Source organism: Stenotrophomonas sp. GD03680 (assembly GCF_029844625.1).
Classification (GTDB): Bacteria; Pseudomonadota; Gammaproteobacteria; order Xanthomonadales; family Xanthomonadaceae; genus Stenotrophomonas; species Stenotrophomonas maltophilia_P.
In genome coordinates this window covers 418,657-444,182 of record NZ_JAOCKC010000002.1, presented here as the reverse complement: position 1 = coordinate 444,182, position 25,526 = coordinate 418,657, and the positions used below count along the sequence as shown (strand labels likewise).

Sequence of the window (25,526 nt, the reverse complement as noted above, 5' to 3'; positions counted from 1 at the left end):
CGCCGCGCTGGTGGAGGAAGCCACCGCCGCTGCGCGGGCGATGGAGGAACAGGCCGCGCAGCTGGCCGATGCCGTGGCGATCTTCCGCCTCGACAACCAAGTGGCCGCCGCAGTGAAGGCGGTGGCCGCACGGGTGGAACCAACGGTGACCGCCAACACGGCACGCGCGCATGCGCCGGCCGCGCCGGTCCGCCGCGCCCACACTCCCCCCGTCGTCGCCAGCGACTGGCAGGAATTCTGAGAACCCGCGGTGGCTGCGGCCACCGCCCACGCCGATGGACACGTCCCCCGTGCATAGTCCCAGCCCCATCGTCACCGGTCCGCGCGAGTTCGAGTTCGCCGACCGCGATTTCCGCCGTGTCTGCGACCTGATCTACCAGCGGGTGGGCATCGCCCTCGCGCCCGCCAAGCGCGACATGGTCTATGGCCGCCTGTCGCGTCGCCTGCGCACACTCGGCATGCGCAGCTTCCAGCAGTACCTGGACCATCTGGAACAGGAGGGCGGTGACGAATGGCAGGCGTTCACCAACGCCCTGACCACCAACCTCACCTCCTTTTTCCGTGAGCCCCACCATTTCGACAAGCTGCGCGAGGAACTGCGGCAGCGCTCCGGCCACGCCCCGCTGCTGCTGTGGTCCTGCGCCGCGTCCACCGGCGAGGAACCCTACTCCATGGCGATCACCGCGTGCGAGGCGTTCGGCAGCCTGAAGCCGCCGGTCCGCATCATCGCCACCGATGTCGACACACAGGTCCTGGCCACCGCAGGCCGTGGCGTGTACGCCATCGACCGCGTCGCCAGCCTCGATCCGGAGCTCCGCCGACGGTATTTCCAGCGTGGCAGTGGCCCCAACGAGAGCCAGTGCCGGGTGCTGCCCGCACTGCGCGAACTGATCGAGTTCCGCCCGCTGAATCTTCTTGCCCCGCGCTACGACGTTGGCGGCCCGTTCGATGCGCTGTTCTGCCGCAACGTGATGATCTATTTCGACAAGCCGACCCAACGCGCCATCCTTGGCCGGCTGGTGCAGCATCTCACCGATGACGGGCTGCTCTACACCGGCCACTCGGAGAACTACCTGCACGCGGCCGATCTGATTCAGCCCTGTGGCCGCACCCTGTACCGCCGCGCGCAGGGGGCCGGGGCATGAACGCCTCGCTGCGCACCGACGAGGTGATGCGCTACCAGGACGCGCGCTTCCAGACCCTCGCCGCCAAGCTGTTGCCGACCCAGTACCTGGTGGTCGACGACACCACTGCGCTGACCACCACGCTGGGCTCCTGCGTGGCTGCCTGCCTGCGCGATCCGGTGCTGAAGATAGGCGGCATGAACCATTTCCTGCTGCCGGAAGGCAATGCCGGTGACGGCGCGCCTGCACGCTACGGCAGCTATGCGATGGAGCTTCTCATCAACGACATGCTCAAGCGCGGCGCGCACCGCAAGCGCCTGGAAGCCAAGGTGTTCGGCGGCGCCAACGTGCTCAAGGGTTTCACCAGCAATCCAGTAGGAACCCGCAACGCCGAGTTCGTGCGCCAGTACCTGCAGGCCGAGCACATTCCGATCATCGCCGAAGATCTGTGCGGCATCCATCCACGCAAGATCTGGTTCTTTGCCGATACCGGGCGCGTGGTCGTGCAGCGCCTGCCACATGCCCACGAAGCGGAAGTGGCCGCCACCGAATCGGCAGTGCGTGCCCGTCTGTCCAGGGCCCCGGTCACCGGTGGCGTGGAGCTGTTCGAATGACCCTGACCGGCAACGCCCCCTGCCGGGTCCTGATCGTGGACGACTCCGCCGTCGTGCGGCAGATGCTGACCGAAATCCTCTCCAGCGATCCGGCCATCGACGTGGTCGGCACCGCCGCCGATCCGCTGCTGGCACGCGAGAAGATCAAGCGCCTCGCCCCGGACGTGATCACCCTGGACGTAGAAATGCCGCGCATGGACGGGCTGGCCTTCCTGGAAAACCTGATGCGCCTGCATCCCTTGCCGGTGGTGATGATCTCTTCGCTGACCGAGCGCGGGGCCGACACGACCCTGCAGGCGCTGGCACTGGGTGCCGTGGATTTCGTTTCCAAGCCGAAGCTCGATGTGGCGCGCGGACTGCAGGGCTATGCCGAAGAAATCATCGGCAAGGTGAAGATGGCCGCACGCTCGCGGGTGCGGCCGCTGCTGCGGGCTGCGGCACCGAAACTCACCCTGGATGCGGCACCGGCATCGCGCCCGGTGGCACCACAGTTCCGCACCACCGACCGCCTGATTGCGATCGGTTCGTCAGCCGGTGGCACCGAAGCCCTGCGCGTGGTGCTGGAAGGCCTGCCCGCCGATGCACCAGCGGTGGTGATGACCCAGCACCTGCCGGCCAGCTTCAGCAGCGCCTTCGCCGAACGCCTGGACCGGCATTCGGCGATGGCCGTGCGCGAGGCCAGCGACGGCGAAGCCGTGCTGCCCGGCCATGCCTATCTGCCGCCGGGCGGCAGGCACCTGCGGATCATCCGCGATGGTGCGCGCTGGCGTTGCCGCGTCGATGACGGCCCAGCCGTGAACCGGCACAAGCCTGCGGTCGATGTGCTGTTCCGTTCGGTGGCCCAGAGTGCCGGGGGCAATGCCATCGGCGCCATTCTCACCGGCATGGGCGATGACGGCGCGCGCGGCCTGCTGGAAATGCGCCAGGCAGGCGCTCCGACGCTGGTGCAGGATGAAGCCACCAGTGTGGTCTGGGGCATGCCCGGCGCCGCGTTCAAGCTCGGCGCGGCCGAGGAACAGGTGCCGCTGGAACGGATCGCCGAGCGCCTGCTCGCCCTCGCCCGCGGGCAATAGCGACGAACGCACGCTCCGCACTGCATGAAAAAACCCCCGGCTTTCGCCGGGGGTTTTCGTTTCAACGCATCAGGCGGCGACCGTATTGGCCACGTCCTGGTACTCCTCGATCTGGTCGAAGTTCATGTAGCGGTAGATCTCGCTGCCGCTGGCGGCGATCACGCCGACGTCGGCCATGTACTCTTCCTTGGTCGGGATGCGGCCCAGACGCGAGCAGATCGCGGCCAGCTCGGCCGAACCCAGGTACACGTTGGTGTTGCGGCCCAGACGGTTCGGGAAGTTGCGGGTCGAGGTCGACATCGCGGTGGAGCCTTCGCGGATCTGGGCCTGGTTGCCCATGCACAGCGAGCAGCCCGGCATTTCCATGCGCGCGCCGGTCGCACCGAAGGTGCCGTAAACGCCTTCCTTGGTCAGCTCGGAGGCGTCCATCTTGGTCGGCGGGGCCACCCACAGACGGGTCGGCAGGTCGCGCTTGCCTTCCAGCAGCTTCGCGGCCGCACGGAAGTGGCCGATGTTGGTCATGCACGAACCGATGAACACTTCGTCGATCTTGGCGCCGGCCACTTCGGACAGGGTCTTCACGTCGTCCGGATCGTTCGGGCAGGCCACGATCGGCTCGTGGATGTCGGCCAGGTCGATCTCGATGACAGCAGCGTACTCGGCGTCCGCGTCCGGCTCCAGCAGCTGCGGGTTGGCCAGCCAGGCTTCCATCTTCTCGATGCGACGCTGCAGCGAACGCGGATCCTGGTAACCCTCGGCAATCATCCACTTCAGCAGGGTGATGTTGCTGGTCAGGTACTCGATGATCGGTTCCTTGTTCAGGCGCACCGAGCAACCGGCGGCCGAACGCTCGGCCGAGGCGTCGGAGAGCTCGAATGCCTGCTCGACCTTCAGCTCCGGCAGGCCTTCGATTTCCAGGATGCGGCCGGAGAAGATGTTCTTCTTGCCAGCCTTGGCAACCGTCAGCAGGCCCGACTTGATCGCGTACAGCGGAATCGCGTTGACCAGGTCACGCAGGGTCACGCCCGGCTGCATCTGGCCCTTGAAGCGCACCAGCACCGATTCCGGCATGTCCAGCGGCATCACGCCGGTGGCGGCGGCGAAGGCCACCAGGCCCGAGCCGGCCGGGAACGAAATGCCCACCGGGAAACGGGTGTGCGAGTCGCCGCCGGTGCCGACGGTGTCGGGCAGCAGCATGCGGTTGAGCCAGCTGTGGATCACGCCGTCGCCCGGACGCAGCGAGATGCCACCGCGGGTGGAGATGAACTCCGGCAGCGTGTGGTGGGTCTTCACGTCCACCGGCTTCGGGTACGCGGCGGTGTGGCAGAACGACTGCATGACCAGGTCGGCCGAGAAGCCCAGGCAGGCCAGATCCTTCAGCTCGTCACGGGTCATCGGACCGGTGGTGTCCTGCGAGCCCACCGAGGTCATCTTCGGTTCGCAGTAGGTACCCGGGCGCATGCCCTGGCCTTCCGGCAGACCGCAGGCGCGGCCGACCATCTTCTGTGCCAGCGAGAAGCCCTTGCCGGTGTCGGCCGGCTGCACCGGCAGGCGGAACAGGGTGGTCGGGGCCAGGCCCAGCGCTTCGCGCGCCTTGCCGGTCAGGCCACGGCCGACGATCAGCGGAATCCGGCCGCCGGCACGCACTTCGTCGAACAGCACTTCGGACTTCACTTCGAACTCGGCGATCACTTCGCCGTTCTTCAGTGCCTTGCCGTCATACGGACGCAGCTCGACAACGTCGCCGTGCTCCATCTTCGAGACATCCAGCTCGATCGGCAGCGCGCCGGCATCTTCCATGGTGTTGTAGAAGATCGGGGCAATCTTGCCGCCCAGGCACACGCCACCGGCGCGCTTGTTGGGGATGTAGGGGATGTCGTCGCCGGTCCACCACAGCACGCTGTTGGTCGCCGACTTGCGCGAAGAGCCGGTGCCGACCACGTCGCCGACGTAGGCCACCAGGTGACCCTTTTCCTTCAGCGACAGGATCTGCTGGATCGGACCGCGCTTGCCGTCTTCTTCCGGAGTGAACGGCGCGTCATCGCGCTTGTTCTTCAGCATCGCCAGGGCGTGCATCGGAATGTCAGGACGGGTGGTGGCGTCCGGCGCCGGCGACAGGTCGTCGGTGTTGGTTTCGCCCGGCACCTTGAACACGGTGATGGTCAGGCTCTCCGGCACCTCCGGCTTGCTGGTGAACCACTCGGCGTCGGCCCAGCTCTGCAGCACGGCCTGGGCATTGGCATTGCCGGCCTTGGCCTTGTCCTGCACGTCGTGGAACGCATCGAACACCAGCAGGGTGTTCTTCAGGCCGTCGGCGGCGATGGTGCCGACGCTGGCGTCGTCCAGCAGCTGCACCAGCGGGGCCACGTTGTAACCGCCCAGCATGGTGCCCAGCAGCTCGGTGGCGCGCTCGCGGCTGATCAGCGGATTCTGCTCGCTGCCCAGCGCGATCGCGGTCAGGTACGAGGCCTTGACCTTGGCGGCGTCGTCCACGCCGGCCGGCACACGGTGGGTCAGCAGGTCGAGCAGGAACTCGGCCTCGCCCGCCGGCGGGTTCTTCAACAGTTCAATGACGTCTGCCGTCTGCTGGGCGGTCAGCGGCAGCGGCGGGATGCCAAGCGCGGCGCGCTCGGCTACGTGGTGGCGATAGGCTTCCAACATGACAACTCCCGGGTAATGCGGTTATGGAACAGTGAAAGGAATGCAACGGGCTCAGGCGTGCGGCACGATCAGCTTCAGGCCCTTGAAGTAGTCGCGGTAAAACGTGTCGTTCCAGGTGATGAGCCCGTCGCACTGCAGCAGTGCATGGGCCCCCACCATGAAGTCGTCCAGGCTGCGGCGCTGGGTACCACGCTGGCGGTGGCGGCGATGCATCTCGCCGGCGCGCAATGCCGATTTGGCTTCCAGCGCGTTGAAGTGGACGCCCATCTCTTCCAGCGCTTCCAGCACCTCGGCCCCGCCGCGCAGGCTGGCGCAGACTTCGGCCAGGGTCGCCCCGCACACCACCACCTTGCCGCCGACCAGGCTCTGCCGCAGGCAGGCCTCGACGGCGTCGGCCTGCGGGCCATTGCTCAGCAGTTCGACCAGCACAGGGGAATCGACGGCGATCATCACGGCTTAGTCCTCGTCGCGCACCGCGCGTACGGCGGCGTCGGCGGAATCAAAGCCGTCCAGCGCGAACTTGCCGCGCGCCCGTGAAATCGCGTCGTCAACACTCTTGCGCAGAATGATGCGGCTGCCGTCCAGTTCGACCTTGAGCTGGGTGCCCTTGGTCAGGCCCAGGGCGTCACGCACAGCCTTGGGCAGGGTGATCTGACCGCGTTCGGCGACAGTGGCTTCCATGGGTAGGCCCTCTTCGGTATGTACGAATTATACATACTCAAGGCGTCATACCGCCAGCCGCCCCCCCCCCCTTACGGCAATGCCGGCACGTGGCCGGCATTGTCCGTTCAGCTTGATGCCTTCACTCAGAACGCAACCTGCAGCCGGGTATTGACCGTCGTGCCCTCGTCCTTGCCGCGCACCGCACCGGTGGGGTTGTCGGTCTGCCAGCGGATCACGTCGAGCATCACCCGGCTGTAGTCGTTGAGATACCAGTTGGCACCCACCGTCCACGCATGTCCGGTGCCGCCGGTCGGCAGTTCCGAGTAGTCCACATCTTCGTAGCGCGCACGCAGCTCCCATGCGCCCCGCCCGCCACGGGTGACCGGATCGGCCACCTTGACCCGGCCCCAGGTGCCGGTCTTGCCCGAGTACGCCGGGCTGGCCCCGCCAAGGAACCAGCCGGCGGAAACCGCCCAGGCCTGGTGATCGAGGTCGTAACGGCCACTGGCATCGGCGCCGCGCAGGTTGCGCGTGCCCCACTCGCCTGTGGCCCAGCCCTGGCCAAAGAAGCCCGCCGCTTCCACACCGTAGGCGGTGCTGCGATCGGTGCCGACCAGCGTGCCCGGTGTGATCTTGACCAGGTCGTTGAAGTGGCCGGCAATGGCGGAGCTGCGCAGCACGCCCGAGGAGCCTGCGGCGATCTCTTCGTGGAACGCCCACGCCCCCAGATGCACGGTCGCGGCCTTGCTGTCGATCGGGTTCCAGTGGACGCGGGTGGCCCAGGTCTGGCTGTCGTTGTTGTCGCCGGCATTGTTGAGGTCGTTGCCGGCCACTGACAGGCTGGCGTGCCAGCCCTTTCCGTACACGCGCTCGGTGAGGCCGACGCCGAACAGGCCCCGCTGCGGCAGCATCAGCGTGCCCACCACGTTGCGGTCCGGGAACGGCGTGTTGGAGGTGCTGCTGGAGCCATCGATGCCGCGGTCGTTGAGGCGGTTGCCCACGGTGAGGTCGGCAGGCAGGCCGAACAGCCTGTGGTCCACGGTGGCATACACCGACTTCCACGCCACCTCGTTGTCAGCGAAGTCGCCCTCCACCACCCAGCCGAGCGTGCCGTAGCGGCCCTCCGCGCCCAGGCGCACCGACCGGATCTCGGTACCGGAGATGTTGCGGTCGCTGCTGGACGAGCCGTCGGTGCTGGAGCCGTCCACGAACAGACGACCGCGCGGGCGGAAGATCACGTTGCCGTCAGCGCTGCTGAATTCCGGCGCGCCCTTCGACCACGACACCTTCGGCGCCTTGGACTGCTGGGTTTCCAACGCCGCAACACGGGTTTCCAGGGCAGGCGCAGGAGGGGCAGCCGCCGCGTTGCCGACGGTCGTACCGACGCCTTCCAGCGCATCCAGTCGCGACTGCAGTTGCTGGATCTGCTGCGCCTGCTGCTGCACCAGCGCGGCAAGTTCGGCCTGGCTCAGCGGGGCCGGTGGGGCTGTGGCGGCCTGTGCTCCGGCATGGCCGCTGGCCAGCAGCAGGCCAAGGGCGACCGTCAGCGCTGCACGCGGCAGCACGGGATGGCTATGCATGGTGTTCTCTCCAGCCAGCCGGCCCCCTGGCCTGGCGCTGGCCCGTTGCGATGATGCGGGGGAATTACGGAAGGGCGCGCCGCCGGATCATTCCAGCGGCGCGCCAGACAGGCTCAGCTGGTGGCCTGGGCCTGGGCGTTCGGACGCCAGGTGATGAGCTTGTTCTCGACCACGTCGAGCAGTGCATCGATGACCAGCACGAAGGCGGCCAGAATGATGATGCCGGCGAACACGCCCACGGCATTGAAGTTGCCTTCTGCCTGCGCGATCAGGTAACCCAGACCGGCCGAGGCACCCAGGTATTCGCCGATGATCGCGCCGACCACGGCAAAGCCCACCGAGGTGCGCAGCGAGGACAGGATCCAGCTCGCCGCCGCCGGGAAGTACACGTGACGCAGCAGGTCACTGCGGCTGGCGCCGAGAATGCGGGCATTGGCCAGCACCACCGGGTTCACTTCGCGCACGCCCTGCATGGCATTGAAGAACGTGGTGAAGAACACCAGCGTCACCGCCAGTGCCACCTTCGACCACAGACCCAGACCCAGCCACAGCACGAAGATCGGCGCCAGCACCACGCGCGGGATGGCATTGAAGCCCTTGATGAAGGGATCGAGGATGCGCGCCGAGCGCCGGCTCAGGCCCAGCCACACACCGCCTGCAACGCCCAGCCCGGTACCGATGAGGTAGCCCAGCGCGGTTTCGGTCAGGGTGATGTACACGTGCTGGTAGAACGAGGTATCCGACAACCAGTTCCACGCCTGCTGGGCGATGGCCGTGGGCGCGGGGAAGAAGAACGGGTCGATCCAGCCCAGCGCGATGCCGCCTTCCCAGCCACCGAACACGGCGATGACCAGTGCGATCTGGATGAAACGGTCAGTCCTGGCGTGCATAGCTCTTCTCCACTTCGCCGCGCAGGCAGGCCCAGATGTCGCGGTACAGGTCGGTAAAACGTTCGTCGAGCTTGATCTCGGCAACGTTGCGGGGGCGTTCCAGGTCCACATCGAAGCTGCGCACCACGCGGCTTGACGGACCCGAGGACAGCACCACCACGCGGTCGCCCAGCGCGATGGCCTCTTCCAGGTCGTGGGTGATCAGGATCACCGAGCGACGGTCTTCCTGCCACAGCCGCAGCAGTTCGTTCTGCATCAGATGGCGGGTGTGGATGTCCAATGCCGAGAACGGCTCGTCCATCAGGATCACCTTGGGCTCCACGATCAATGCCTGTGCCATCTGCACGCGCTTGCGCTGGCCGCCGGAGAGCTGGTGCGGATAGCGGTGCTCGAAGCCGGTCAGGCCGACCTTGGCCAACCAGGTGGTGACCTTCTGCCGGCGCTCGGCTTCATCGACGCCGCGGAACTTCAGGCCCAGTTCCACATTCTGGAAGGCGGTCTTCCACGGCAGCAGCGCGTCCTGCTGGAACAGGTAGCCGACGGACGCCTGCACGCCATTGACGGCGCGTCCGTCGATGCTCACGTCACCGGCGCTGGGCTTGAGCAGGCCCGCCACGGAATTGAGGATGGTGCTCTTGCCGCACCCGGTGGGACCGACGATGGCGAGGAACTCGCCATTACCGACCTGGATATCGACATCGCGCACGGCGGTGAAGTCACCGAAGGACATGGTCACCTTGTTGATGGCGACCATGGTCTGTGCGGGCTCCAGCTGCGGTGCGCCATTGAACTGGCGCACGGTGGCATTGAGGGCCATGGGTTATCTCCGCTTACGGTTGGGTTGCCTGCGTCGCGGCGCTGGCGCGCTCGACGAAGGCATTGGTGTAGGTCCGGGACAGGTCAATGTCCGCGTTGGCCACGTCCTTGTTGAACTCGCGCAGCACCTTCAACGGCGTTTCCAGGTCCGCGGGCGTGAAGTGGCCATCGGTGGTGAAGATGGCGCGGGCGTTCTCCACGGCGCGCGCGTAGGTGGCGCGGTCGCCGGAGACGTAGCTGTCCGGCAGCGCAGCGACGATGTCCTCGGCACTGTTGTCGGCGATGAACTTCAATGCCATCTGCTCGGCGCGGGCGATCTTCTCGGCTGCTTCGGGACGTGCTTCCAGGAAGCTGCGGTTGGCGTACATCACCGAGGTGGGATAGAGACCGCCGTACACCTGGCGTGCCCCCTCGTCGCTGCGCGCATCGATGATGATCCTGCCGACCTTGCGCTCGGTGATCAGGGTCGCGGCCGGATCGTAGTTGACCAGCAGGTCGATCTTGCCCTGCTCGAGCGCCGCCACCGCCGCCGCACCAGAACCCACGCCGATCAGCGAGATGCTGTCCACCGGGATGTCGTGCTGGGCCAGGAAGTGGCGCACGAAGAAGTCCGATGACGAACCCGGGGCGGTAATGCCGATCTTCTGGCCCTTGATGGTCTGCGGGCGCGCCGGATCGAAGCTGGCATCCTCGCGACCGGCCATCACCAGGCCCGAGTTGCGCGACAGCAGCACGAAGCCGACCACGTCCTTGTGCTTGGCCTGCATCTGGATGGTGTGGTCGTAGAAGCCGACCGCCACGTCGGTCGAGTTGGCGACCAGGGCCTGCAGCACCTTGGAGCCGCCCTGCGCGAAGTTCTCGGTCTTCACCTGCAGGCCGACGTCCTTGAAGTAGCCCTTGGCGTCGGCGATGAAGAACGGCAGGTTGTTGAGGTTGTAGGAACCGACGCTGATCCGCACCGGCGCATTGTCGCCGCCGGGCGCCGAGGCCCCGCTGGCATCGTCTTTGCCGCAACCGGACACGGCCAGGCTCGCCGCGCACAGCGCGGCCATGAAGAACTGCTTGTACATCATCCCTCCCAGGAGTGAAGCATCTGCGTTGTAGTGGCCTGGCCACGCGCATCTGCGCGGCCCCGACCGGTTTCAGGTCATGCCGCTGAGGTCCATTGGCGGGCTTCGGTGGAATGGGTTTCGGCAGTGGCAGGCGAAGTCGCGAACACGCGCCCTTCGAACAGGCGGCGCGCGGTACGGACCACGCTGGCAACGACCGGCGCATCGTCCGAGCTGCGGCTCAGGCCCACTTCCAGCAGGCCGCTCGGATGTTCGAGGGTAATGCTGCCCGGCATCGGCAGGCATCCGACGAAAGTGTTGGCCAGGGTGCCGGGCGTGACTGCGGCGGTGGCCAGACCGACCGCGCCGGTGATGGCAAGCGCGGTGTGGCATTGGTGGGGCATGAAGTAGCGCACCTGCAGGTCGCCGCCCTGCTGCGGTGCGGAAAGCAGCACTGGCTTGGGAATCACCTTGCTGCCCGCGTCTGCGATGCCCATGCGCGTACCCGCCTCGATGCGCATCGCTTCCAACCGCGCCAGCAGCGCATGATCCGCGTTCAGTTCCGCCGGCGAGGCGTCACCGCGGACACCCATATCGGCCGCGCGCACCATCATCATCGGCATCGCGCAATCCACCAGGCTGACGGCGATGCCGTCGATCATATCCTGCGGCCGCCCACTGGGCAGCAGCCGGCCGGTACGTGCACCGGCCGCATCTAGGAAGGCCAGGCGGACCGGCGCGGCAGCGCCAGGCGCGCCCGCGATACGCGTGTCGCCCCGGTAGGCCACCTGGCCGTTCGGGGTTTCCACCGTGGCCACGATCAGCTTGCCGGTGTTGACGTTGTGGATGCGCACTTCGGTGCGCGGGTGGCGCGCAGGAACCAGTCCGCGTTCGATCGCGAAGGGACCGACCGCCGCCAGCATGTTGCCGCAGTTGGGGGTGGTATCCACCACCCGCTGCTCGACACGGACCTGCGCGAACAGATAGTCGACATCGGCATCGGCGCGGCTGGCGGGGCTGACGATCGCCACCTTGCTGGTCAGCGCATTGCCACCGCCGATGCCATCGATCTGCAGCGGATGGCCCGAGCCCATCACCTCCAGCAGCAGCTGGTCGCGCAGGCCGGCGTCGGCCGGCAGGTCCGAGGCCAGGAAGAACGGCCCCTTGGACGTGCCGCCACGCATGAGGACGCAGGGGATACTGAGCAGATCGTTCGACATACGTGTGCTAGATTGATGCGTATAGGGGATGAATGACCCCTCTGTGATTCGATACTGGCATGAGCCGGATTGATCTGTGAATTGCTGATTTTTGGATGATTGATACCGTATGAGCATCAATTGCGAAATCCTCGATCTGCGCGCGTTCCTGCTCGTCGCCGAGACGCGCAGCTTCCATCGCGCCGCCGAAACCCTGCACGTCTCGCAGCCCGCGCTCAGCCGCCGGATCCAGAAGCTGGAGCAGGCCGTCGGCTCACCGCTGCTCGAACGCACCACCCGCAGCGTCAGCACCACCGCGGTCGGCGAGAACCTGCTGCCGCTGGTACGGCGCATGCTGGAGGAATTCGATGGTTCGCTGTTCTCGCTGCGCGGGCACGACGACACGCGCGGCGCCACGGTCACCATCGCCTGCCTGCCCACCGCGGCGTTCTACTTCCTGCCCAGTGTCATGGCACGCTTCCACGACGCGCATCCGCACGTCCGCTTCCGCATCCTCGACATTCCCGCCACCGAGGGGTTGCAGGCAGTGGAACGCGGCGAAGTGGAGTTCGGCATCAATTTCATGGGTGCCAACGATCCCAACCTGGATTTCGATGTACTGGCCGAGGACCCGTTCGTGCTGGCCTGCCGCCGCGATCATCCGCTGGCCCGCAAGCGCCGCGTGGAATGGGCCGATCTTGCCCAGCACCAGCTGATCACCGTGCATCGCACCAGTGGCAACCGGACCCTGCTCGATGGCGCCCTCGCCCGTGAGAACCTGAAGCTGAGCTGGCATTACGAAGTGACCCACCTGTCCACCTCCCTGGGCATGGTCGAGGCCGGGATCGGCGTGTCGGTGCTGCCGAAGATGGCTACCCCGGACGGCGACCATCCCATCCTGGTGACCCGGCCGATCGGCAATCCGGTGGTCTCGCGCACCATCGGCATCGTGCGCCGCCGTGGTGCCCTGCTCTCGCCCACGGCCGAACGCTTCCTGCAGATGCTGATGAGCCAGTGGCGGGGCAAGCCGTGACATCGGCACTACATACAGCCATGTAACCTTGCGTCCTGCGCCGAGGACGTTCCCGGCCGCGCCGGCTCCGCCATACTGGTGGGGATCCGGTGGCGGAGAGCCCCGGCATACGCAAGCAGGTCCGTCCATGCACGGGCCACTGCAAGCCATCCGCAAGAAGGAGTCATCCCGCATGAGCGATTCGTTCTCCACCCGCAGCCAGCTGGACGTCGGCGGCAAGACCTACGACTACTTCAGCCTGCCCACACTGGGCCAGCGCTTCGACATCTCCCACCTTCCCTACTCGATGAAGATCCTGCTGGAGAATCTGCTCCGGCACGAAGACGGCGGCGTCACCGTCGGCAAGGAGCACATCGAGGCCGTTGCCCGCTGGAGCCCGGCGGCCGAGCCGGACACCGAAATCGCCTTCATGCCCGCGCGCGTGGTCCTGCAGGACTTCACCGGCGTACCGTGTGTCGTCGATCTGGCCGCCATGCGCGATGCGGTGGTCAAGCTGGGCGGCAAGCCGGAACAGATCAACCCGCAGATCCCTTCGGAACTGGTGATCGACCATTCGGTACAGGTCGATGTGTTCGGCAAGCCGGACGCGCTCGATCTCAATGGCAAGATCGAATTCCAGCGCAACCAGGAACGCTACGGGTTCCTGCGCTGGGGCCAGAAGGCGTTCGACAACTTCAAGGTGGTGCCGCCCAACACCGGCATCGTCCACCAGGTGAACCTGGAGAACCTGGCCCGCGTGGTGATGACCGCGGACAAGGATGGCAGGGCCGTGGCCTACCCGGACACCGTGTTCGGTACCGACAGCCACACCACGATGATCAACGGCATCGGCGTGCTTGGCTGGGGCGTGGGCGGCATCGAAGCCGAAGCGGCCATGCTGGGCCAGCCGTCGTCGATGCTGATCCCGCAGGTGGTCGGCTTCAAGCTCACCGGCCGGCTGCCTGAGGGCGCCACCGCCACCGACCTGGTGCTGACCGTCACCCAGATGCTGCGCAAGCTGGGCGTGGTCGGCAAGTTCGTCGAATTCTATGGCGATGGCCTGCAGCACCTGCCACTGGCCGACCGCGCCACGATCGGCAACATGGCACCGGAATACGGCGCCACCTGCGGCATCTTCCCGATCGACGCCGAATCACTGAACTACCTGCGCCTGTCCGGTCGCAGCGAAGAACAGATCGAACTGGTCGAGGCCTACGCCAAGGCGCAGGGCCTGTGGCACGAACCGGACAGCCCCCATGCCCAGTACAGCACCACGCTGGAGCTGGACATGGGCACGGTGAAGCCGTCACTGGCCGGACCGAAGCGCCCGCAGGACCGCGTGCTGCTGGAAGACGTGCAGAAGAACTACCGCGAAGCCCTGGTCGGCCTGACCAGCAACCGCGACAAGCGCAGCGACGATGTGGCCTCCTTCCTCAACGAGGGCGGCGGCACCGCGGTCGGCAACGAACAGCTGGCCAAGGGCTTCGCCGACATCGAGATCGAAGGCCGGAAGGTCCGCCTGAAGGATGGCGCGGTGGTCATCGCCGCGATCACCTCCTGTACCAACACGTCCAACCCGGCGGTGATGATCGGTGCCGGCCTGCTGGCGCGCAACGCGGCGGCCAAGGGCCTGGATCGCAAGCCCTGGGTGAAGACTTCGCTGGGCCCAGGCTCGCGCGTGGTCACCGACTATCTGGAAAAGGCCGGGGTGCTGAAGGAGCTGGAGAAGATCGGCTTCTACGTGGTCGGCTACGGCTGCACCACCTGCATCGGCAACTCCGGCCCGCTGCCGACCGAGGTCAGTGCCGGCATCGCCGCCGGTGACCTGGTGGTGACCTCCGTGCTGTCGGGCAACCGTAATTTCGAAGGCCGCGTGCATCCCGAAGTGAAGATGAACTACCTGGCCAGCCCGCCACTGGTGGTCGCCTACGCCATCGCCGGCACCACCGACATCGATCTGACCACCCAGCCGCTGGGCACCGGCAGCGACGGCCAGCCGGTCTACCTGCGCGACATCTGGCCGAGCAACAAGGAAATCGGCGATGTCATCGCCGCCACCATCGGCCCGGAGATGTTCAAGCAGAACTACGCCGACGTGTTCAAGGGCGATACGCGCTGGAACACCATCGCCTCGCCGGACGGCAATCTGTACGAGTGGAGTGATGACTCCACCTACATCAAGAACCCGCCGTACTTCGATGGCATGACCATGCAGACCGGCAGCATCGACGACGTGCATGGCGCGCGCGTGATGGGTCTGTTCGGCGACTCGATCACCACCGACCATATCTCGCCGGCCGGCAACATCAAGAAGGATTCGCCCGCGGGGCGTTACCTGCAGGCCCGGGGCGTGCAGCCCGCCGACTTCAACAGCTACGGCAGCCGCCGCGGCAATGATGACGTGATGGTCCGCGGCACCTTCGCCAACATCCGCATCAAGAACCTGATGTTCGGCGGCGAGGAGGGTGGCAACACCCTGTACTACCCGGCCGGCGGTGGTCAGCCGGAGAAGCTGGCGATCTACGACGCGGCAATGAAGTACAAGGCCGACAAGGTGCCGCTGGTCGTGCTGGCCGGGAAGGAGTACGGCACCGGTTCGTCGCGCGACTGGGCCGCCAAGGGCACCCTGCTGCTGGGCGTGAAGGCGGTCATCGCCGAGAGCTTCGAACGCATCCACCGCTCCAACCTGGTCGGCATGGGCGTGCTGCCGCTGCAGTTCCGCAATGGTGAGAACGCGCAGTCGCTGGGGCTGGATGGCTCGGAAGTCATCGATATCACCGGCCTGGAAGACGGTGCCAGCAAGCGCGCCGCGGTCACCGCGACCCGGGCCGATGGCACGCAGAAGCGCTTCGAGGTGTCGGTGATGCTGCTGACACCGAAGGAAGTGGAATACTTCCGCCACGGCGGCCTGCTGCAGTACGTGCTGCGTCAGCTGGCTGCCCGCTGACCCGGCGCGCGGCATCCGGCAGGCGGAAGCCCGGCCCCGGCGTCACCGCCGGGGCGCTGCGGAGGCGCGCGAACCGGTGGTTCGCAACCGCGCCTCCTCGCCCACCACGGCGGCCTGCTGCAGTACGTGCTGCGTCAGCTGGCTGCCCACTGACCCGGCGCGCGGCATCCGGCGGGCGGAAGCCCGGCCCCGGCGTTACCGCCGGGGCCGAATCGCCCATGAATCATATTTTTGATATTTTTCACCATTCATGCAATTTGCATGAAACAGGCGTAAGGTGATCGCACAGGTCCCCTGGAGCACCGCCATGCTGCACGCCCCCGTCCGCTTCGACCCGATCAACGAGCTGACCCACACCACCGCCTCGTCGGTGAAGGAACATTGGCGCAAGGTCATGCAGGAAGTGCGCGACCAGCACATGGTGGTGGTCACCAATCACAACGAACCGCAGGCGGTGATCGTTTCCATCGAGCAGTACCGCGCGCTGCAGGCCAAGGTCGAAGCGCTGGAAAGCTCGCTGGAGGAACTGCGTGGGCAGGACCCGGCCCTGGCGGATCTGCGTGCCGGCTTCGACCAGCGCCTGGCGGTGCTGCAGCACGCCCAGGCCGGTGATGCCGCACGCGCGCTGCTGCGTCGCCCTGCCCGCCTGAAGGGCCAGGTCAAGGCGGGCACGGGCCACTGATGCCACGCCCGTTCCTGTATGTGCTTGCCGGCGTCAATGGCGCCGGCAAGAGTTCGGTGGGTGGCCACGTGCTGCGCGAAGCCGGCCTGGAATGGTTCAACCCCGATACGTTCGCCCGCGGGCTGCGCGAGCGGGCCGGCCTGGACGCCATGGAGGCCAATGCCGAAGCCTGGCAGGAGGGTGTCAACCGTATCCGCGACGCCCTGGATCACGCCCGCAACCATGCCTTCGAGACCACGCTGGGGGGCAACTCCATCACCGCCCTGCTGCGTGAGGCCAGCCGCACCCATGACGTGCTGATGTGGTTCTGTGGACTGTCCAGCCCGGAGCAGCACATCGCCCGGGTACGCGCACGGGTGCAGGCCGGTGGCCACCCCATTTCCGAAGTCGACATCCGCCGCCGCTGGCCGCTGGCGCAGCAGAACCTGATCGGGCTGATGCCGGTGCTGGGGCAGCTGCAGGTCTACGACAACAGCGCCGACGCCGCGCCGGGCGAGGCCGTGCCCGATCCACAGCTGCTGCTGCAGATGGAGGACGGCCACCTGCAATGGCCGGCCGCCGATGACCTGCAGCAGCTGCAGCGCACGCCCCCATGGGCGACAGCTCTGCTGGAAGCCGCCCTGCGCCTGTAATGCCAAGGGCCGGCAGTGCGCTCAGCGCCGCGGCGCGTCCGGATCGGTGCGCAATGCGCGCAGCAGGCCCAGCATGTAGAACGCCAGGGTGAACGAGAACGGTAGACCGCACAGGACCACGGCCGTCTGCATCGCGCTGAAGTTGCCCGCCAGCAGCAGGCCGATGCTGGCCACGGTGATGCCCACCGCCCAGAACACGCGCAGCCAGATCGGCGCATCGTGACCATCCTCCACCCCGTCGTCGACACGGCGGGTGCACAGGTTGGCGATCATCAGCGTGCCCGAATCGACCGGGGTCAGGAACAGTACGAAACCGATCACCACTGCGGCACCGGCTACATAGGGTGCGCCGGGCAGGTACTCCAGCAGCTTGAACAGGGTCATCGCTGCATCGTGCTGCGCCACCTGCCCCAGCACCGCCTGGCCATGGTTGAGCACCAGGTCGATGGCGGTGTTGCCGAAGATCGACAGCCACGCCAGCGTGAAGCCGAGCGGTATCAACAGCACGCCCATCACTACCTCGCGGATGGTGCGGCCGCGCGAGATGCGTGCCACGAACAGGCCCACGAACGGCGCCCAGGCGATCCACCACGCCCAGTAGAACAGCGTCCAGGAACCCATCCAGGCGCGGCCCTGCGGATCGTTGAGATACATGTCGAAGCTCTTGCGCACGAATGCGCCGAGATAGTCGCCCGTGTTCTGCACCAGGCCATCGAACAGATGCAGGGTCGGGCCGGTAACCAGCACGAACAGCAACAGCGCGCACAACAGGCGCACGTTGAGGTTGGACAGCCAGGCGATGCCCTTCTCGACCCCCGCCACTACGCCGATGGTGGCCACCACCATCATCACCAGCACGATCGCGACCAGCACCTGCGGTGTGTCCGGGATGTGGAACAGATAGACCAGGCCGGACTGCACCACCAGCGCACCGATGCCGAGATTGGTGACCATGGAGATCAGCGTGGCGAGAATGCCGAAGCCATCGACCATGTCGCCGATGCGGCCATGGATGCGCTCACCGAAGATCGGATACAGCGCCGAGCGCAATGCCAGCGGCAGGTTGCGGCGATAGGCGAAATAGCCCAGCGCCACCCCGACCAGCGCGTACAGCGCCCAGCCATGCAGGCCCCAGTGCAGGAAGGTCAGCACCATCGCCTCGCGCCCGGCCGCCACCGTGCCGCCCGGCTGGCCCGGCGGGTTGAGGAAATGGTCCAGCGGCTCATAGGCACCGTAGTACAGCAGTGCGATACCGATACCCGCCGAGAACAGCATCGACACCCACGCGACGTAGCCGAAGGCCGGCGATTCCTCGTTGTGGCCCAGGCGGATACGGCCATAGGGCGAGAACGCCAGCCACAGCACGAATCCCAGGCACAGCACGACCAGCAGCATGTACCACGCGCCGAACGCAGCCGAGACCTCGGCCTGCGCCCATTGCAGCCAGTGCTCGCTGGCATCGGGATAGAGGACGGTGAGCAGCCCGAGAATGCCGATCGACACCGAGGAGCTGAGGAAGACAAAGCGGTTCAAGCGCAGGGGCGAGCGCTTGGGGTGAGCCTGGGAAGACATGGGATCGTCTCATCAGTCCGAAGGAGCACATGGGCGGGGCCGGACCGGGAAACCGGGCCCATGGCGTGGGGCGCGAGCGCATCCTAGGGTTTATTGATTGAACGTTCAATCAATAAAAAGCATAATGATGGCCAACCCGACGCCTCGGGTCGCAATCCGTGGAGAGACAATGCCGAAGAAGGGCGTGGAGCCGGTCCGTCGCGAACAGTTGATCCGGGCCACTTTCCAGACCATCGACGAAATGGGCATGGCCGATGCCACCGTCGCCACCATCGCCAGAAAGGCCGGGCTGTCCAGCGGCATCGTCGCCCATTACTTCGGCGACAAGGACGGCCTGCTCAACGCTGCGATGCGGCAGATCCTGCGCGAACTGCGGGACGCGGTCGCCCGCTGCCGGGCCGGGGTCGGCGACGATCCCCGCGACCAGCTGCGCGCCATCGTCGATGGCAACTTCGATGACAGCCAGATCAATGGCACCGCGATGCGTGTCTGGCTCACCTTCTGGGCCGCGAGCATGCACCAGCCGGAACTGGCGCGCCTGCAGCATGCCAACGACCAGCGCCTGTTCTCCAACCTGTGCCACCAGTTCAACCGCGTGCTGCCACGCCCACAGGCACGCCTCGCCGCCCGCGGCCTGGCCGCGATGATCGATGGCCTCTGGCTGCGCGGCAGCCTGGTCGGCGGCGCCTTCGATGCTGACAAGGCCCGACGCATCGCCTACGGCTACATCGACTTCCAGTTGCAGGCCGACGCGCTATAAGCGCTTTCAGCTTCCCGCCCCCTTTCGAGGAGTACGCCCCATGACCACCCTGCCCGTCCAACAGCTCTACATCCATGGCCGCCGGGTCGATGCCACCAGCGGCAAGACCTTCGCCACGGTCAACCCCGCCACCGGTGAGGTCATCGCCGAGGTGCAGGTCGCCAGCCAGGCCGACGTCGAACGCGCCGTCGAAAGCGCCACCGAAGGCCAGAAGGCATGGGCGGCAATGACCGCCATGGAACGTTCGCGCATCCTGCGCCGCGCCGTGGAGATCCTGCGCGAGCGCAATGACGAACTGGCCCGCCTGGAAACGCTCGATACCGGCAAGGCGCTGGCGGAAACCACCACGGTGGACATCGTCACCGGCGCCGATGTGCTGGAGTATTACGCCGGCCTGGCGACCGCCATCGAAGGCATCCAGCTGCCGCTGCGCGAATCCAGCTTCTTCTACACCCGCCGTGAACCGCTGGGCGTGGTCGCCGGCATCGGTGCCTGGAACTACCCGATCCAGATCGCCCTGTGGAAGTCGGCGCCGGCGCTGGCCGCCGGCAATGCGATGGTGTTCAAGCCGTCCGAGGTCACGCCGCTGACCGCCATCCGGCTTGCCGAGATCTACACCGAAGCCGGCGTGCCGGCCGGCGTGTTCAATGTCGTGCAGGGCCCCGGTCGCGAAATCGGCAACTGGCTCACCGAACATCCGGTGATCGAGAAGATCTCCTTCACCGGCGGCGTGGCCACCGGCAAGAAGGTGATGGCTGCAGCCGCCTCCTCCTCGCTGAAGGAAGTGACCATGGAACTGGGCGGCAAATCGCCGCTGGTGATCTGCGATGACGCCGATCTCGACCGCGCCGCCGACATCGCGGTGATGGCCAATTTCTTCAGCTCCGGCCAGGTGTGCACCAATGGCACCCGCGTGTTTGTGCCGCGCGGCATGCTGGCCGCGTTCGAGGCCGCCGTGGTCGAGCGCGTCAAGCGCATCCGCATCGGCGATCCGATGGCCGCGGACACCAACTTCGGCCCGCTGACCAGCTTCCCGCACATGGAGAACGTGCTGCGCTACATCGAAAGCGGCAAGACCGAAGGCGCGCGCCTGCTGATCGGCGGCGGCCGTGCCACCGACGGCACGCTGGCCCAGGGCGCCTATGTGCTGCCGACCGTGTTCTCCGACTGCCGCGACGACATGACCATCGTCAAGGAAGAGATCTTCGGGCCGGTCATGAGCATCCTTGCCTATGACAGCGAAGATGAAGTGGTCCGCCGCGCCAACGACACCACCTTCGGCCTCGCCGCCGGCGTGGTCAGCAAGGACATCAGCCGCGCCCACCGCATCATCCATCGCCTGGAAGCCGGCATCTGCTGGATCAACACCTGGGGCGAATCGCCAGCCGAAATGCCGGTGGGTGGCTACAAGGAGTCCGGTGTCGGCCGCGAGAACGGCCTCTCGACCCTGGGCCACTACACCCGCATCAAGTCGGTGCAGGTCGAACTGGGCGACTACGCCAGCGTGTTCTGAGCCGCGCCCCTCGTCCGGCCACCGCGCCGATCCGACATTCCGCCGGGACGCCTGTTTGCAGCGTGTCCCGGCCTGAAGGAGAACAACCATGAGCACCCATAACGAGTACGACTACATCATCATCGGCGCCGGTTCGGCCGGCAACGTGCTGGCCACCCGCCTGACCGAAGATGCCGATGTGAGCGTACTGCTGCTGGAAGCGGGTGGCCCGGACTACCGGCTCGACTTCCGCACCCAGATGCCGGCGGCGCTGGCGTTTCCGCTGCAGGGCAAGCGCTACAACTGGGCCTACAAGACCGATCCAGAGCCCTTCATGAACAACCGCCGCATGGACTGCGGCCGTGGCAAAGGCCTGGGCGGTTCGTCGCTGATCAACGGCATGTGCTACATCCGCGGCAACGCGATGGACTACGACAACTGGGCGAGCATGCCCGGCCTGGACGACTGGACCTATCTGGACTGCCTGCCCTACTTCCGCAAGGCCGAGACCCGCGACATCGGCCCCAACGATTACCACGGGGGCGATGGCCCGCTGCGGGTGACCACCCCCAAGGCCGGCAACAACGAACTGTTCGCAGCCATGGTTGAAGCCGGCGTGCAGGCAGGCTATCCGCGCACCGATGACCTCAACGGCTACCAGCAGGAAGGCTTCGGGCCGATGGACCGCACGGTCACGCCGAAGGGCCGCCGCTCCAGCACCGCCCGCGGCTATCTGGATCTGGCCAGGCCGCGCCCGAACCTGACCATCGTCACCCACGCGCTGACCGACCGCATCCTGTTCTCCGGCAAGCGCGCGGTGGGCGTGCAGTGGCTGCGCAACGACCAGCCGCAGCGTGCCACTGCCCGCCGCGAGGTGTTGTTGTGCGGCGGCGCCATCGCCTCGCCACAGATCCTGCAGCACTCCGGCGTGGGCCCGGCCGATCTGCTGCGCAGCCTCGACATCGACCTGGTGCATCACCTGCCGGGCGTCGGCGCCAATCTGCAGGATCACCTGGAGATGTATCTCCAGTACGAATGCAAGAAGCCGGTCTCGCTGGCGCCGGCGCTGAAGCTGTACAACCAGCCGGCAATCGGCGCTGAATGGCTGTTCCTGGGCACCGGTATCGGCGCCAGCAACCAGTTCGAAGCCGGCGGCTTCATCCGCAGCGATGCCGAGTTCGACTGGCCCAACCTGCAGTATCACTTCCTGCCGGTGGCCATCAACTACAACGGGTCCAATCCGATCAAGGCACACAGCTTCCAGATGCATGTCGGCTCGATGCGCTCGCCCAGCCGGGGCCGCATCCATGTCCGCTCCAAGGATCCGCGCGAGCATCCGAGCATCCTGTTCAACTACATGTCGCACGACCAGGACTGGCGCGAGTTCCGCGCGGCGATCCGCATCACCCGCGAGATCTTCGCGCAGCCGGCACTGGCTCCATACAGCGGCCGCGAGATTTCGCCGGGCAGTGCACTGCAGACCGATGCGCAGATCGACGCGTTCGTCCGTGAGCATGCTGAAACGGCATACCACCCGTCCTGCTCCAACAAGATGGGCCACGCCGATGATCCGATGGCGGTGGTGGACGGCCAGGGCCGCGTGCATGGTCTGGAGGCCCTGCGCATCGTCGACGCCTCGATCATGCCGCAGGTGGTGACCGGCAATCTCAACGCGCCGACCATCATGATCGCCGAAAAGCTCGCCGACGTGATCCGCGGCCGTGCGCCGCTGCCCCGCAGCACCGCGCCCTATTACAAAGCCAACGGTGCGCCGGTACGCAGGCAGGGCTGAGCACCGCACGCGTCCTGAAACACCCGCCGGGCATGGCCCAGCGCTGCCAGCTCGGTGGCGCGGGGCCATGCCCGGCGGCATTTGACGCGATCGCACAGGCCGTCGCGCGATGCCCTCTTCGCGTTTCCCCTACGGCGGGGTATGCTGCAATGACCGGCCGCTGTCAGTACGCTCAGGGTCGGACCCAACAATCACGATTCCTGGAGGGGGAATATGAGTCTGGATCGTCCCTGGCTGCAGAGCTATCCGAAAGGCGTTCCCGCCGAGATCGACGTCAACGAGTTCCATTCGGTAGCCTCCGTCTTCGACGCCTCCGTCGCCAAGTACCGCGACCGCCCCGCCTACTCCAGTTTCGGCAAGGTCCTCACCTATGGCGAGACCGATGCGCTGGTTGACCAGTTCGCGGCCTACCTGCTGGGTGAGCTCAAGCTCAAGAAGGGCGACCGCGTCGCCCTGATGATGCCCAACTGCCTGCAGTACCCGGTCGCCACCTTCGGCGTGCTGCGTGCGGGCCTGACCGTGGTCAACGTCAACCCGCTGTATACCGCACGCGAACTCAAGCATCAGCTGGTCGACGCCGGCGCCTCGGTGCTGGTGGTGGTCGACAACTTCGGCGATACCGTCCAGCAGGTCATCGCCGACACGCCGGTCAGGCAGGTGGTCACCACCGGCCTGGGCGATCTGCTCGGCGCGAAGGGCGCGATCGTCAACTTCGTGCTGAAGTACGTCAAGAAGATGGTGCCCAACTATCACGTGAAGGGCGCCATCCGCTTCAAGCAGGCACTCAAGCTCGGCAGCCGCCACACCCTGCCCGAGGTCGAGATCGACCACGACGACGTGGCGTTCCTGCAGTACACCGGCGGCACCACCGGCGTGGCCAAGGGCGCGATGCTGACCAACCGCAACCTGATCGCCAACATGCAGCAGGCCTCGGCATGGCTGTCGACCTCCGGCATCGAGCCGGGCAAGGAAGTGATCATCACCGCGCTGCCGCTGTACCACATCTTCGCGTTGACCGCGAACGGTCTGGTCTTCATGAAGTTCGGCGGCTGCAATCATCTGATCACCAATCCGCGCGACATGAAGGGCTTCGTCAAGGAGCTCAAGGGCACGGGCTTCACCGCCATCACCGGCGTCAACACGCTGTTCAACGGTCTGCTCAATACGCCCGGTTTCGATGAGATCGATTTCTCGTCGGTGAAGTTCACCCTGGGCGGCGGCATGGCGGTGCAGCGCGCTGTGGCCGAGCGCTGGAAGAAGGTTACCGGGGTGACGTTGGTCGAGGCCTACGGCCTGACCGAAACCTCGCCGGCCGCCTGCATCAACCCGCTTACCCTGCCGGAGTACAACGGCTCCATCGGCCTGCCGATCCCGTCCACCGATGCGTGCATCAAGGACGACAACGGCAACATCCTGCCGCTGGGTGAGGTGGGCGAGCTGTGCATCAAGGGCCCGCAGGTGATGAAGGGCTACTGGCAGCGCCCCGAAGAGACCGCCCAGGCGATCGACAGCGACGGCTGGCTGCATACCGGCGACATGGCGAAGATGGATGAACGGGGTTTCTTCTACATCGTCGACCGCAAGAAGGACATGATCCTGGTGTCCGGCTTCAATGTGTATCCGAACGAAGTCGAAGACGTCATCGCGATGATGCCGGGCGTGCTGGAAGTGGCCGCGGTCGGCGTGCCGGACGAGAAGTCCGGCGAAGTGGTCAAGGTGGTGATCGTGAAGAAGGATCCGAACCTGACCGCCGAAATGGTCAAGGAGCATGCCCGGGCAAATCTGACCGGTTACAAGCACCCGCGCATCGTGGAGTTCCGCAAGGAACTGCCGAAGACCAATGTCGGCAAGATCCTCCGTCGCGAGCTGCGCGATACGCCCGCGCAGTAAGGGTTTCCACGGTTCGACGCAGATCAGGGCCCCGCCGGCGACGGCGGGGCCCTTTTCGTTGGCGGCCAGCGCGGGCGGCGGCCGCTTGCAGGCGGTTCACGAGCGGTGCATAGAATCACTCGCCACCGCACGTTCCGCCCACTCCCTCACATTCCATCTCTCCGTCCGCTCTGCGGTTGGCCGGACGGTCACTCGGAGAACACCCATGTCTGCAGTACGCCCCATCATCACCCGTCCGTCGCAGCACCCGACCCTGCGCATCACCGAGGAAACCGAACGGGATGTCTACTGGATCCACATGCATGCCAACCTGGTCAACCAGCCGGGCCGCCCGTGCTTTGCCTCACGCCTGGTAGACGACATCGTCGACTATCAGCGTGAACTGGGAGACCGTCTCAGTGCCGCCCACGTTCTCTCGCCTCACGTGGTCCTGGCCTCCGATAGTGACGTATTCAACCTGGGCGGCGACCTGGAACTGTTCTGCCGGCTGATCCGCGAGGGCGACCGTGCCCGCCTGCTCGACTATGCGCAGCGCTGCGTGCGCGGCGTGCATGCGTTCCACGCCGGGCTGGGCGCACGCGCCCACAGCATCGCGCTGGTCCAGGGCAATGCACTGGGCGGCGGCTTCGAGGCCGCGCTTAGCTGCCATACCATCGTCGCCGAAGAAGGCGTGCTGATGGGACTGCCGGAGGTGCTGTTCGACCTGTTCCCGGGCATGGGCGCCTACTCCTTCCTGTGCCAGCGGGTCAGCCCGCGGCTGGCCGAGAAGATCATGCTGGAGGGCAACCTCTTCACCGCCCGGCAGTTGAAGGACATGGGCCTGGTGGATGTCGTCGTGCCGGTGGGCGAAGGCGTTGCGGCGGTCGAACAGGTGATCCGGGACAGCCGGCGCATTCCGCACGCCTGGGCGGCGATGCGCGAAGTGAACGAGATCGCCACCATGGTGCCGCTGCACGAAATGATGCGCATCACCGAGATCTGGGTCGACACCGCCATGCAGCTGGGCGAGAAGTCGCTGCGGACCATGGACCGGCTGGTCCGCGCCCAGGCCCGCCGCAATGGCGAGGCGGGCTGACAG

21 protein-coding genes and 1 pseudogene are annotated in these 25,526 nt (G+C 66.4%); 13 read left to right on the top strand and 9 right to left on the bottom strand.

What is annotated here, in order from left to right:
- From N5J29_RS04345 to N5J29_RS04330, 4 genes and pseudogenes are all read left to right on the top strand, one after another.
- Positions 1-241, top strand: a pseudogene (locus N5J29_RS04345) (chemotaxis protein); the annotation flags it as partial.
- A gap of 34 nt (positions 242-275) precedes the next feature.
- On the top strand, positions 276-1,145 hold the full coding sequence (locus N5J29_RS04340; protein WP_164152595.1) for a CheR family methyltransferase: 870 nt from the start codon (positions 276-278) through the stop codon (positions 1,143-1,145).
- Positions 1,142-1,738: a chemoreceptor glutamine deamidase CheD gene (gene cheD, locus N5J29_RS04335; RefSeq protein WP_053519995.1), complete on the top strand. Its 597-nt coding sequence runs from the start codon at positions 1,142-1,144 to the stop codon at positions 1,736-1,738. Before N5J29_RS04340 ends, cheD begins: the two co-directional genes overlap by 4 nt.
- Positions 1,735-2,811 carry a chemotaxis response regulator protein-glutamate methylesterase gene (locus tag N5J29_RS04330; protein ID WP_111186102.1) on the top strand — a complete coding sequence of 359 codons (1,077 nt, stop codon included), beginning with the start codon at positions 1,735-1,737 and terminating at the stop codon, positions 2,809-2,811. The genes cheD and N5J29_RS04330 overlap by 4 nt, the downstream gene beginning before the upstream one ends.
- A 69-nt stretch (positions 2,812-2,880) precedes the next feature.
- Here N5J29_RS04330 and acnB read toward each other — a convergent pair whose 3' ends face one another.
- The 8 genes from acnB to N5J29_RS04290 all read right to left on the bottom strand — a co-directional run bounded on the left by acnB (position 2,881) and on the right by N5J29_RS04290 (position 11,690).
- Positions 2,881-5,472 carry a bifunctional aconitate hydratase 2/2-methylisocitrate dehydratase gene (gene acnB, locus N5J29_RS04325; protein ID WP_164152597.1) on the bottom strand — a complete coding sequence of 864 codons (2,592 nt, stop codon included), beginning with the start codon at positions 5,470-5,472 and terminating at the stop codon, positions 2,881-2,883.
- Between the two features lie 51 nt (positions 5,473-5,523).
- Positions 5,524-5,922, bottom strand: coding sequence for a type II toxin-antitoxin system VapC family toxin (locus tag N5J29_RS04320; protein WP_053519993.1), 399 nt, complete (start codon positions 5,920-5,922; stop codon positions 5,524-5,526).
- Positions 5,923-5,928: 6 nt separating this feature from the next.
- Entirely contained in the window at positions 5,929-6,153 is a 225-nt protein-coding gene (locus tag N5J29_RS04315; protein ID WP_053519992.1) for an AbrB/MazE/SpoVT family DNA-binding domain-containing protein, read from the bottom strand.
- Between the two features lie 125 nt (positions 6,154-6,278).
- The gene (locus N5J29_RS04310; protein WP_164152599.1) at positions 6,279-7,715 is read right to left on the bottom strand and encodes a porin; all 1,437 of its coding nucleotides are present in this window, start codon (positions 7,713-7,715) and stop codon (positions 6,279-6,281) included.
- Between the two features lie 113 nt (positions 7,716-7,828).
- Positions 7,829-8,605 (bottom strand): ABC transporter permease, encoded by a 777-nt coding sequence (locus N5J29_RS04305; protein WP_053519990.1) that lies wholly within the window; start codon positions 8,603-8,605, stop codon positions 7,829-7,831.
- On the bottom strand, positions 8,589-9,422 hold the full coding sequence (locus tag N5J29_RS04300; protein ID WP_164152601.1) for an ABC transporter ATP-binding protein: 834 nt from the start codon (positions 9,420-9,422) through the stop codon (positions 8,589-8,591). The genes N5J29_RS04305 and N5J29_RS04300 overlap by 17 nt, the downstream gene beginning before the upstream one ends.
- Before the next feature lie 13 nt (positions 9,423-9,435).
- The gene (locus N5J29_RS04295; RefSeq protein WP_053519997.1) at positions 9,436-10,491 is read right to left on the bottom strand and encodes an ABC transporter substrate-binding protein; all 1,056 of its coding nucleotides are present in this window, start codon (positions 10,489-10,491) and stop codon (positions 9,436-9,438) included.
- Between the two features lie 77 nt (positions 10,492-10,568).
- The gene (locus tag N5J29_RS04290) at positions 10,569-11,690 is read right to left on the bottom strand and encodes a 4-oxalomesaconate tautomerase (RefSeq protein WP_164152603.1); all 1,122 of its coding nucleotides are present in this window, start codon (positions 11,688-11,690) and stop codon (positions 10,569-10,571) included.
- 109 nt (positions 11,691-11,799) lie between these two features.
- On the opposite strand from N5J29_RS04290, the gene N5J29_RS04285 reads away from it, so the two are divergent.
- The 4 genes from N5J29_RS04285 to N5J29_RS04270 all read left to right on the top strand — a co-directional run bounded on the left by N5J29_RS04285 (position 11,800) and on the right by N5J29_RS04270 (position 16,942).
- Complete coding sequence (locus N5J29_RS04285; RefSeq protein WP_053519987.1) at positions 11,800-12,702, top strand: LysR family transcriptional regulator; 903 nt, start codon at positions 11,800-11,802, stop codon at positions 12,700-12,702.
- A gap of 172 nt (positions 12,703-12,874) precedes the next feature.
- Complete coding sequence (gene acnA, locus N5J29_RS04280; protein ID WP_193396855.1) at positions 12,875-15,628, top strand: aconitate hydratase AcnA; 2,754 nt, start codon at positions 12,875-12,877, stop codon at positions 15,626-15,628.
- A gap of 307 nt (positions 15,629-15,935) precedes the next feature.
- Positions 15,936-16,310, top strand: a complete 375-nt coding sequence (locus N5J29_RS04275) for a type II toxin-antitoxin system Phd/YefM family antitoxin (protein ID WP_053520391.1) — start codon at positions 15,936-15,938, stop codon at positions 16,308-16,310.
- The gene (locus N5J29_RS04270) at positions 16,310-16,942 is read left to right on the top strand and encodes an AAA family ATPase (protein ID WP_164152607.1); all 633 of its coding nucleotides are present in this window, start codon (positions 16,310-16,312) and stop codon (positions 16,940-16,942) included. Before N5J29_RS04275 ends, N5J29_RS04270 begins: the two co-directional genes overlap by 1 nt.
- Positions 16,943-16,963: 21 nt before the next feature.
- On the opposite strand, the gene N5J29_RS04265 is transcribed toward N5J29_RS04270, so the two are convergent.
- Positions 16,964-18,514 carry a BCCT family transporter gene (locus tag N5J29_RS04265; RefSeq protein WP_111186107.1) on the bottom strand — a complete coding sequence of 517 codons (1,551 nt, stop codon included), beginning with the start codon at positions 18,512-18,514 and terminating at the stop codon, positions 16,964-16,966.
- Positions 18,515-18,683: 169 nt separating this feature from the next.
- Here N5J29_RS04265 and betI point away from each other — a divergent pair, with 169 nt between their 5' ends.
- From betI to N5J29_RS04240, 5 genes are all read left to right on the top strand, one after another.
- Positions 18,684-19,274 carry a transcriptional regulator BetI gene (gene betI, locus N5J29_RS04260; protein ID WP_053520388.1) on the top strand — a complete coding sequence of 197 codons (591 nt, stop codon included), beginning with the start codon at positions 18,684-18,686 and terminating at the stop codon, positions 19,272-19,274.
- Positions 19,275-19,314: 40 nt separating this feature from the next.
- Entirely contained in the window at positions 19,315-20,787 is a 1,473-nt protein-coding gene (gene betB, locus N5J29_RS04255; protein WP_053520387.1) for a betaine-aldehyde dehydrogenase, read from the top strand.
- An 88-nt stretch (positions 20,788-20,875) separates the two neighbouring features.
- Positions 20,876-22,558: a choline dehydrogenase gene (gene betA, locus N5J29_RS04250; RefSeq protein WP_164152608.1), complete on the top strand. Its 1,683-nt coding sequence runs from the start codon at positions 20,876-20,878 to the stop codon at positions 22,556-22,558.
- Between the two features lie 213 nt (positions 22,559-22,771).
- Entirely contained in the window at positions 22,772-24,448 is a 1,677-nt protein-coding gene (locus tag N5J29_RS04245; RefSeq protein ID WP_164152610.1) for a long-chain fatty acid--CoA ligase, read from the top strand.
- A gap of 205 nt (positions 24,449-24,653) precedes the next feature.
- Complete coding sequence (locus tag N5J29_RS04240; RefSeq protein WP_053520223.1) at positions 24,654-25,523, top strand: crotonase/enoyl-CoA hydratase family protein; 870 nt, start codon at positions 24,654-24,656, stop codon at positions 25,521-25,523.
- The last annotated feature ends 3 nt before the right edge of the window (positions 25,524-25,526 follow it).

What these genes read in the sequence shown, in the direction of transcription:
- betI (WP_053520388.1), top strand. Translation starts at nt 18,684, where the DNA reads ATGCCGAAGAAGGGCGTGGAGCCGGTCCGTCGCGAACAGTTGATCCGG.
- N5J29_RS04275 (WP_053520391.1), top strand. Translation starts at nt 15,936, where the DNA reads ATGCTGCACGCCCCCGTCCGCTTCGACCCGATCAACGAGCTGACCCAC.
- acnB (WP_164152597.1), bottom strand. Translation starts at nt 5,472, where the DNA reads ATGTTGGAAGCCTATCGCCACCACGTAGCCGAGCGCGCCGCGCTTGGC.
- betB (WP_053520387.1), top strand. Translation starts at nt 19,315, where the DNA reads ATGACCACCCTGCCCGTCCAACAGCTCTACATCCATGGCCGCCGGGTC.
- N5J29_RS04295 (WP_053519997.1), bottom strand. Translation starts at nt 10,491, where the DNA reads ATGTACAAGCAGTTCTTCATGGCCGCGCTGTGCGCGGCGAGCCTGGCC.
- N5J29_RS04245 (WP_164152610.1), top strand. Translation starts at nt 22,772, where the DNA reads ATGAGTCTGGATCGTCCCTGGCTGCAGAGCTATCCGAAAGGCGTTCCC.
- cheD (WP_053519995.1), top strand. Translation starts at nt 1,142, where the DNA reads ATGAACGCCTCGCTGCGCACCGACGAGGTGATGCGCTACCAGGACGCG.
- N5J29_RS04330 (WP_111186102.1), top strand. Translation starts at nt 1,735, where the DNA reads ATGACCCTGACCGGCAACGCCCCCTGCCGGGTCCTGATCGTGGACGAC.
- N5J29_RS04265 (WP_111186107.1), bottom strand. Translation starts at nt 18,514, where the DNA reads ATGTCTTCCCAGGCTCACCCCAAGCGCTCGCCCCTGCGCTTGAACCGC.
- N5J29_RS04340 (WP_164152595.1), top strand. Translation starts at nt 276, where the DNA reads ATGGACACGTCCCCCGTGCATAGTCCCAGCCCCATCGTCACCGGTCCG.
- N5J29_RS04285 (WP_053519987.1), top strand. Translation starts at nt 11,800, where the DNA reads ATGAGCATCAATTGCGAAATCCTCGATCTGCGCGCGTTCCTGCTCGTC.
- betA (WP_164152608.1), top strand. Translation starts at nt 20,876, where the DNA reads ATGAGCACCCATAACGAGTACGACTACATCATCATCGGCGCCGGTTCG.
- N5J29_RS04320 (WP_053519993.1), bottom strand. Translation starts at nt 5,922, where the DNA reads ATGATCGCCGTCGATTCCCCTGTGCTGGTCGAACTGCTGAGCAATGGC.
- N5J29_RS04315 (WP_053519992.1), bottom strand. Translation starts at nt 6,153, where the DNA reads ATGGAAGCCACTGTCGCCGAACGCGGTCAGATCACCCTGCCCAAGGCT.
- N5J29_RS04305 (WP_053519990.1), bottom strand. Translation starts at nt 8,605, where the DNA reads ATGCACGCCAGGACTGACCGTTTCATCCAGATCGCACTGGTCATCGCC.
- N5J29_RS04240 (WP_053520223.1), top strand. Translation starts at nt 24,654, where the DNA reads ATGTCTGCAGTACGCCCCATCATCACCCGTCCGTCGCAGCACCCGACC.
- N5J29_RS04290 (WP_164152603.1), bottom strand. Translation starts at nt 11,690, where the DNA reads ATGTCGAACGATCTGCTCAGTATCCCCTGCGTCCTCATGCGTGGCGGC.
- acnA (WP_193396855.1), top strand. Translation starts at nt 12,875, where the DNA reads ATGAGCGATTCGTTCTCCACCCGCAGCCAGCTGGACGTCGGCGGCAAG.
- N5J29_RS04270 (WP_164152607.1), top strand. Translation starts at nt 16,310, where the DNA reads ATGCCACGCCCGTTCCTGTATGTGCTTGCCGGCGTCAATGGCGCCGGC.
- N5J29_RS04300 (WP_164152601.1), bottom strand. Translation starts at nt 9,422, where the DNA reads ATGGCCCTCAATGCCACCGTGCGCCAGTTCAATGGCGCACCGCAGCTG.
- N5J29_RS04310 (WP_164152599.1), bottom strand. Translation starts at nt 7,715, where the DNA reads ATGCATAGCCATCCCGTGCTGCCGCGTGCAGCGCTGACGGTCGCCCTT.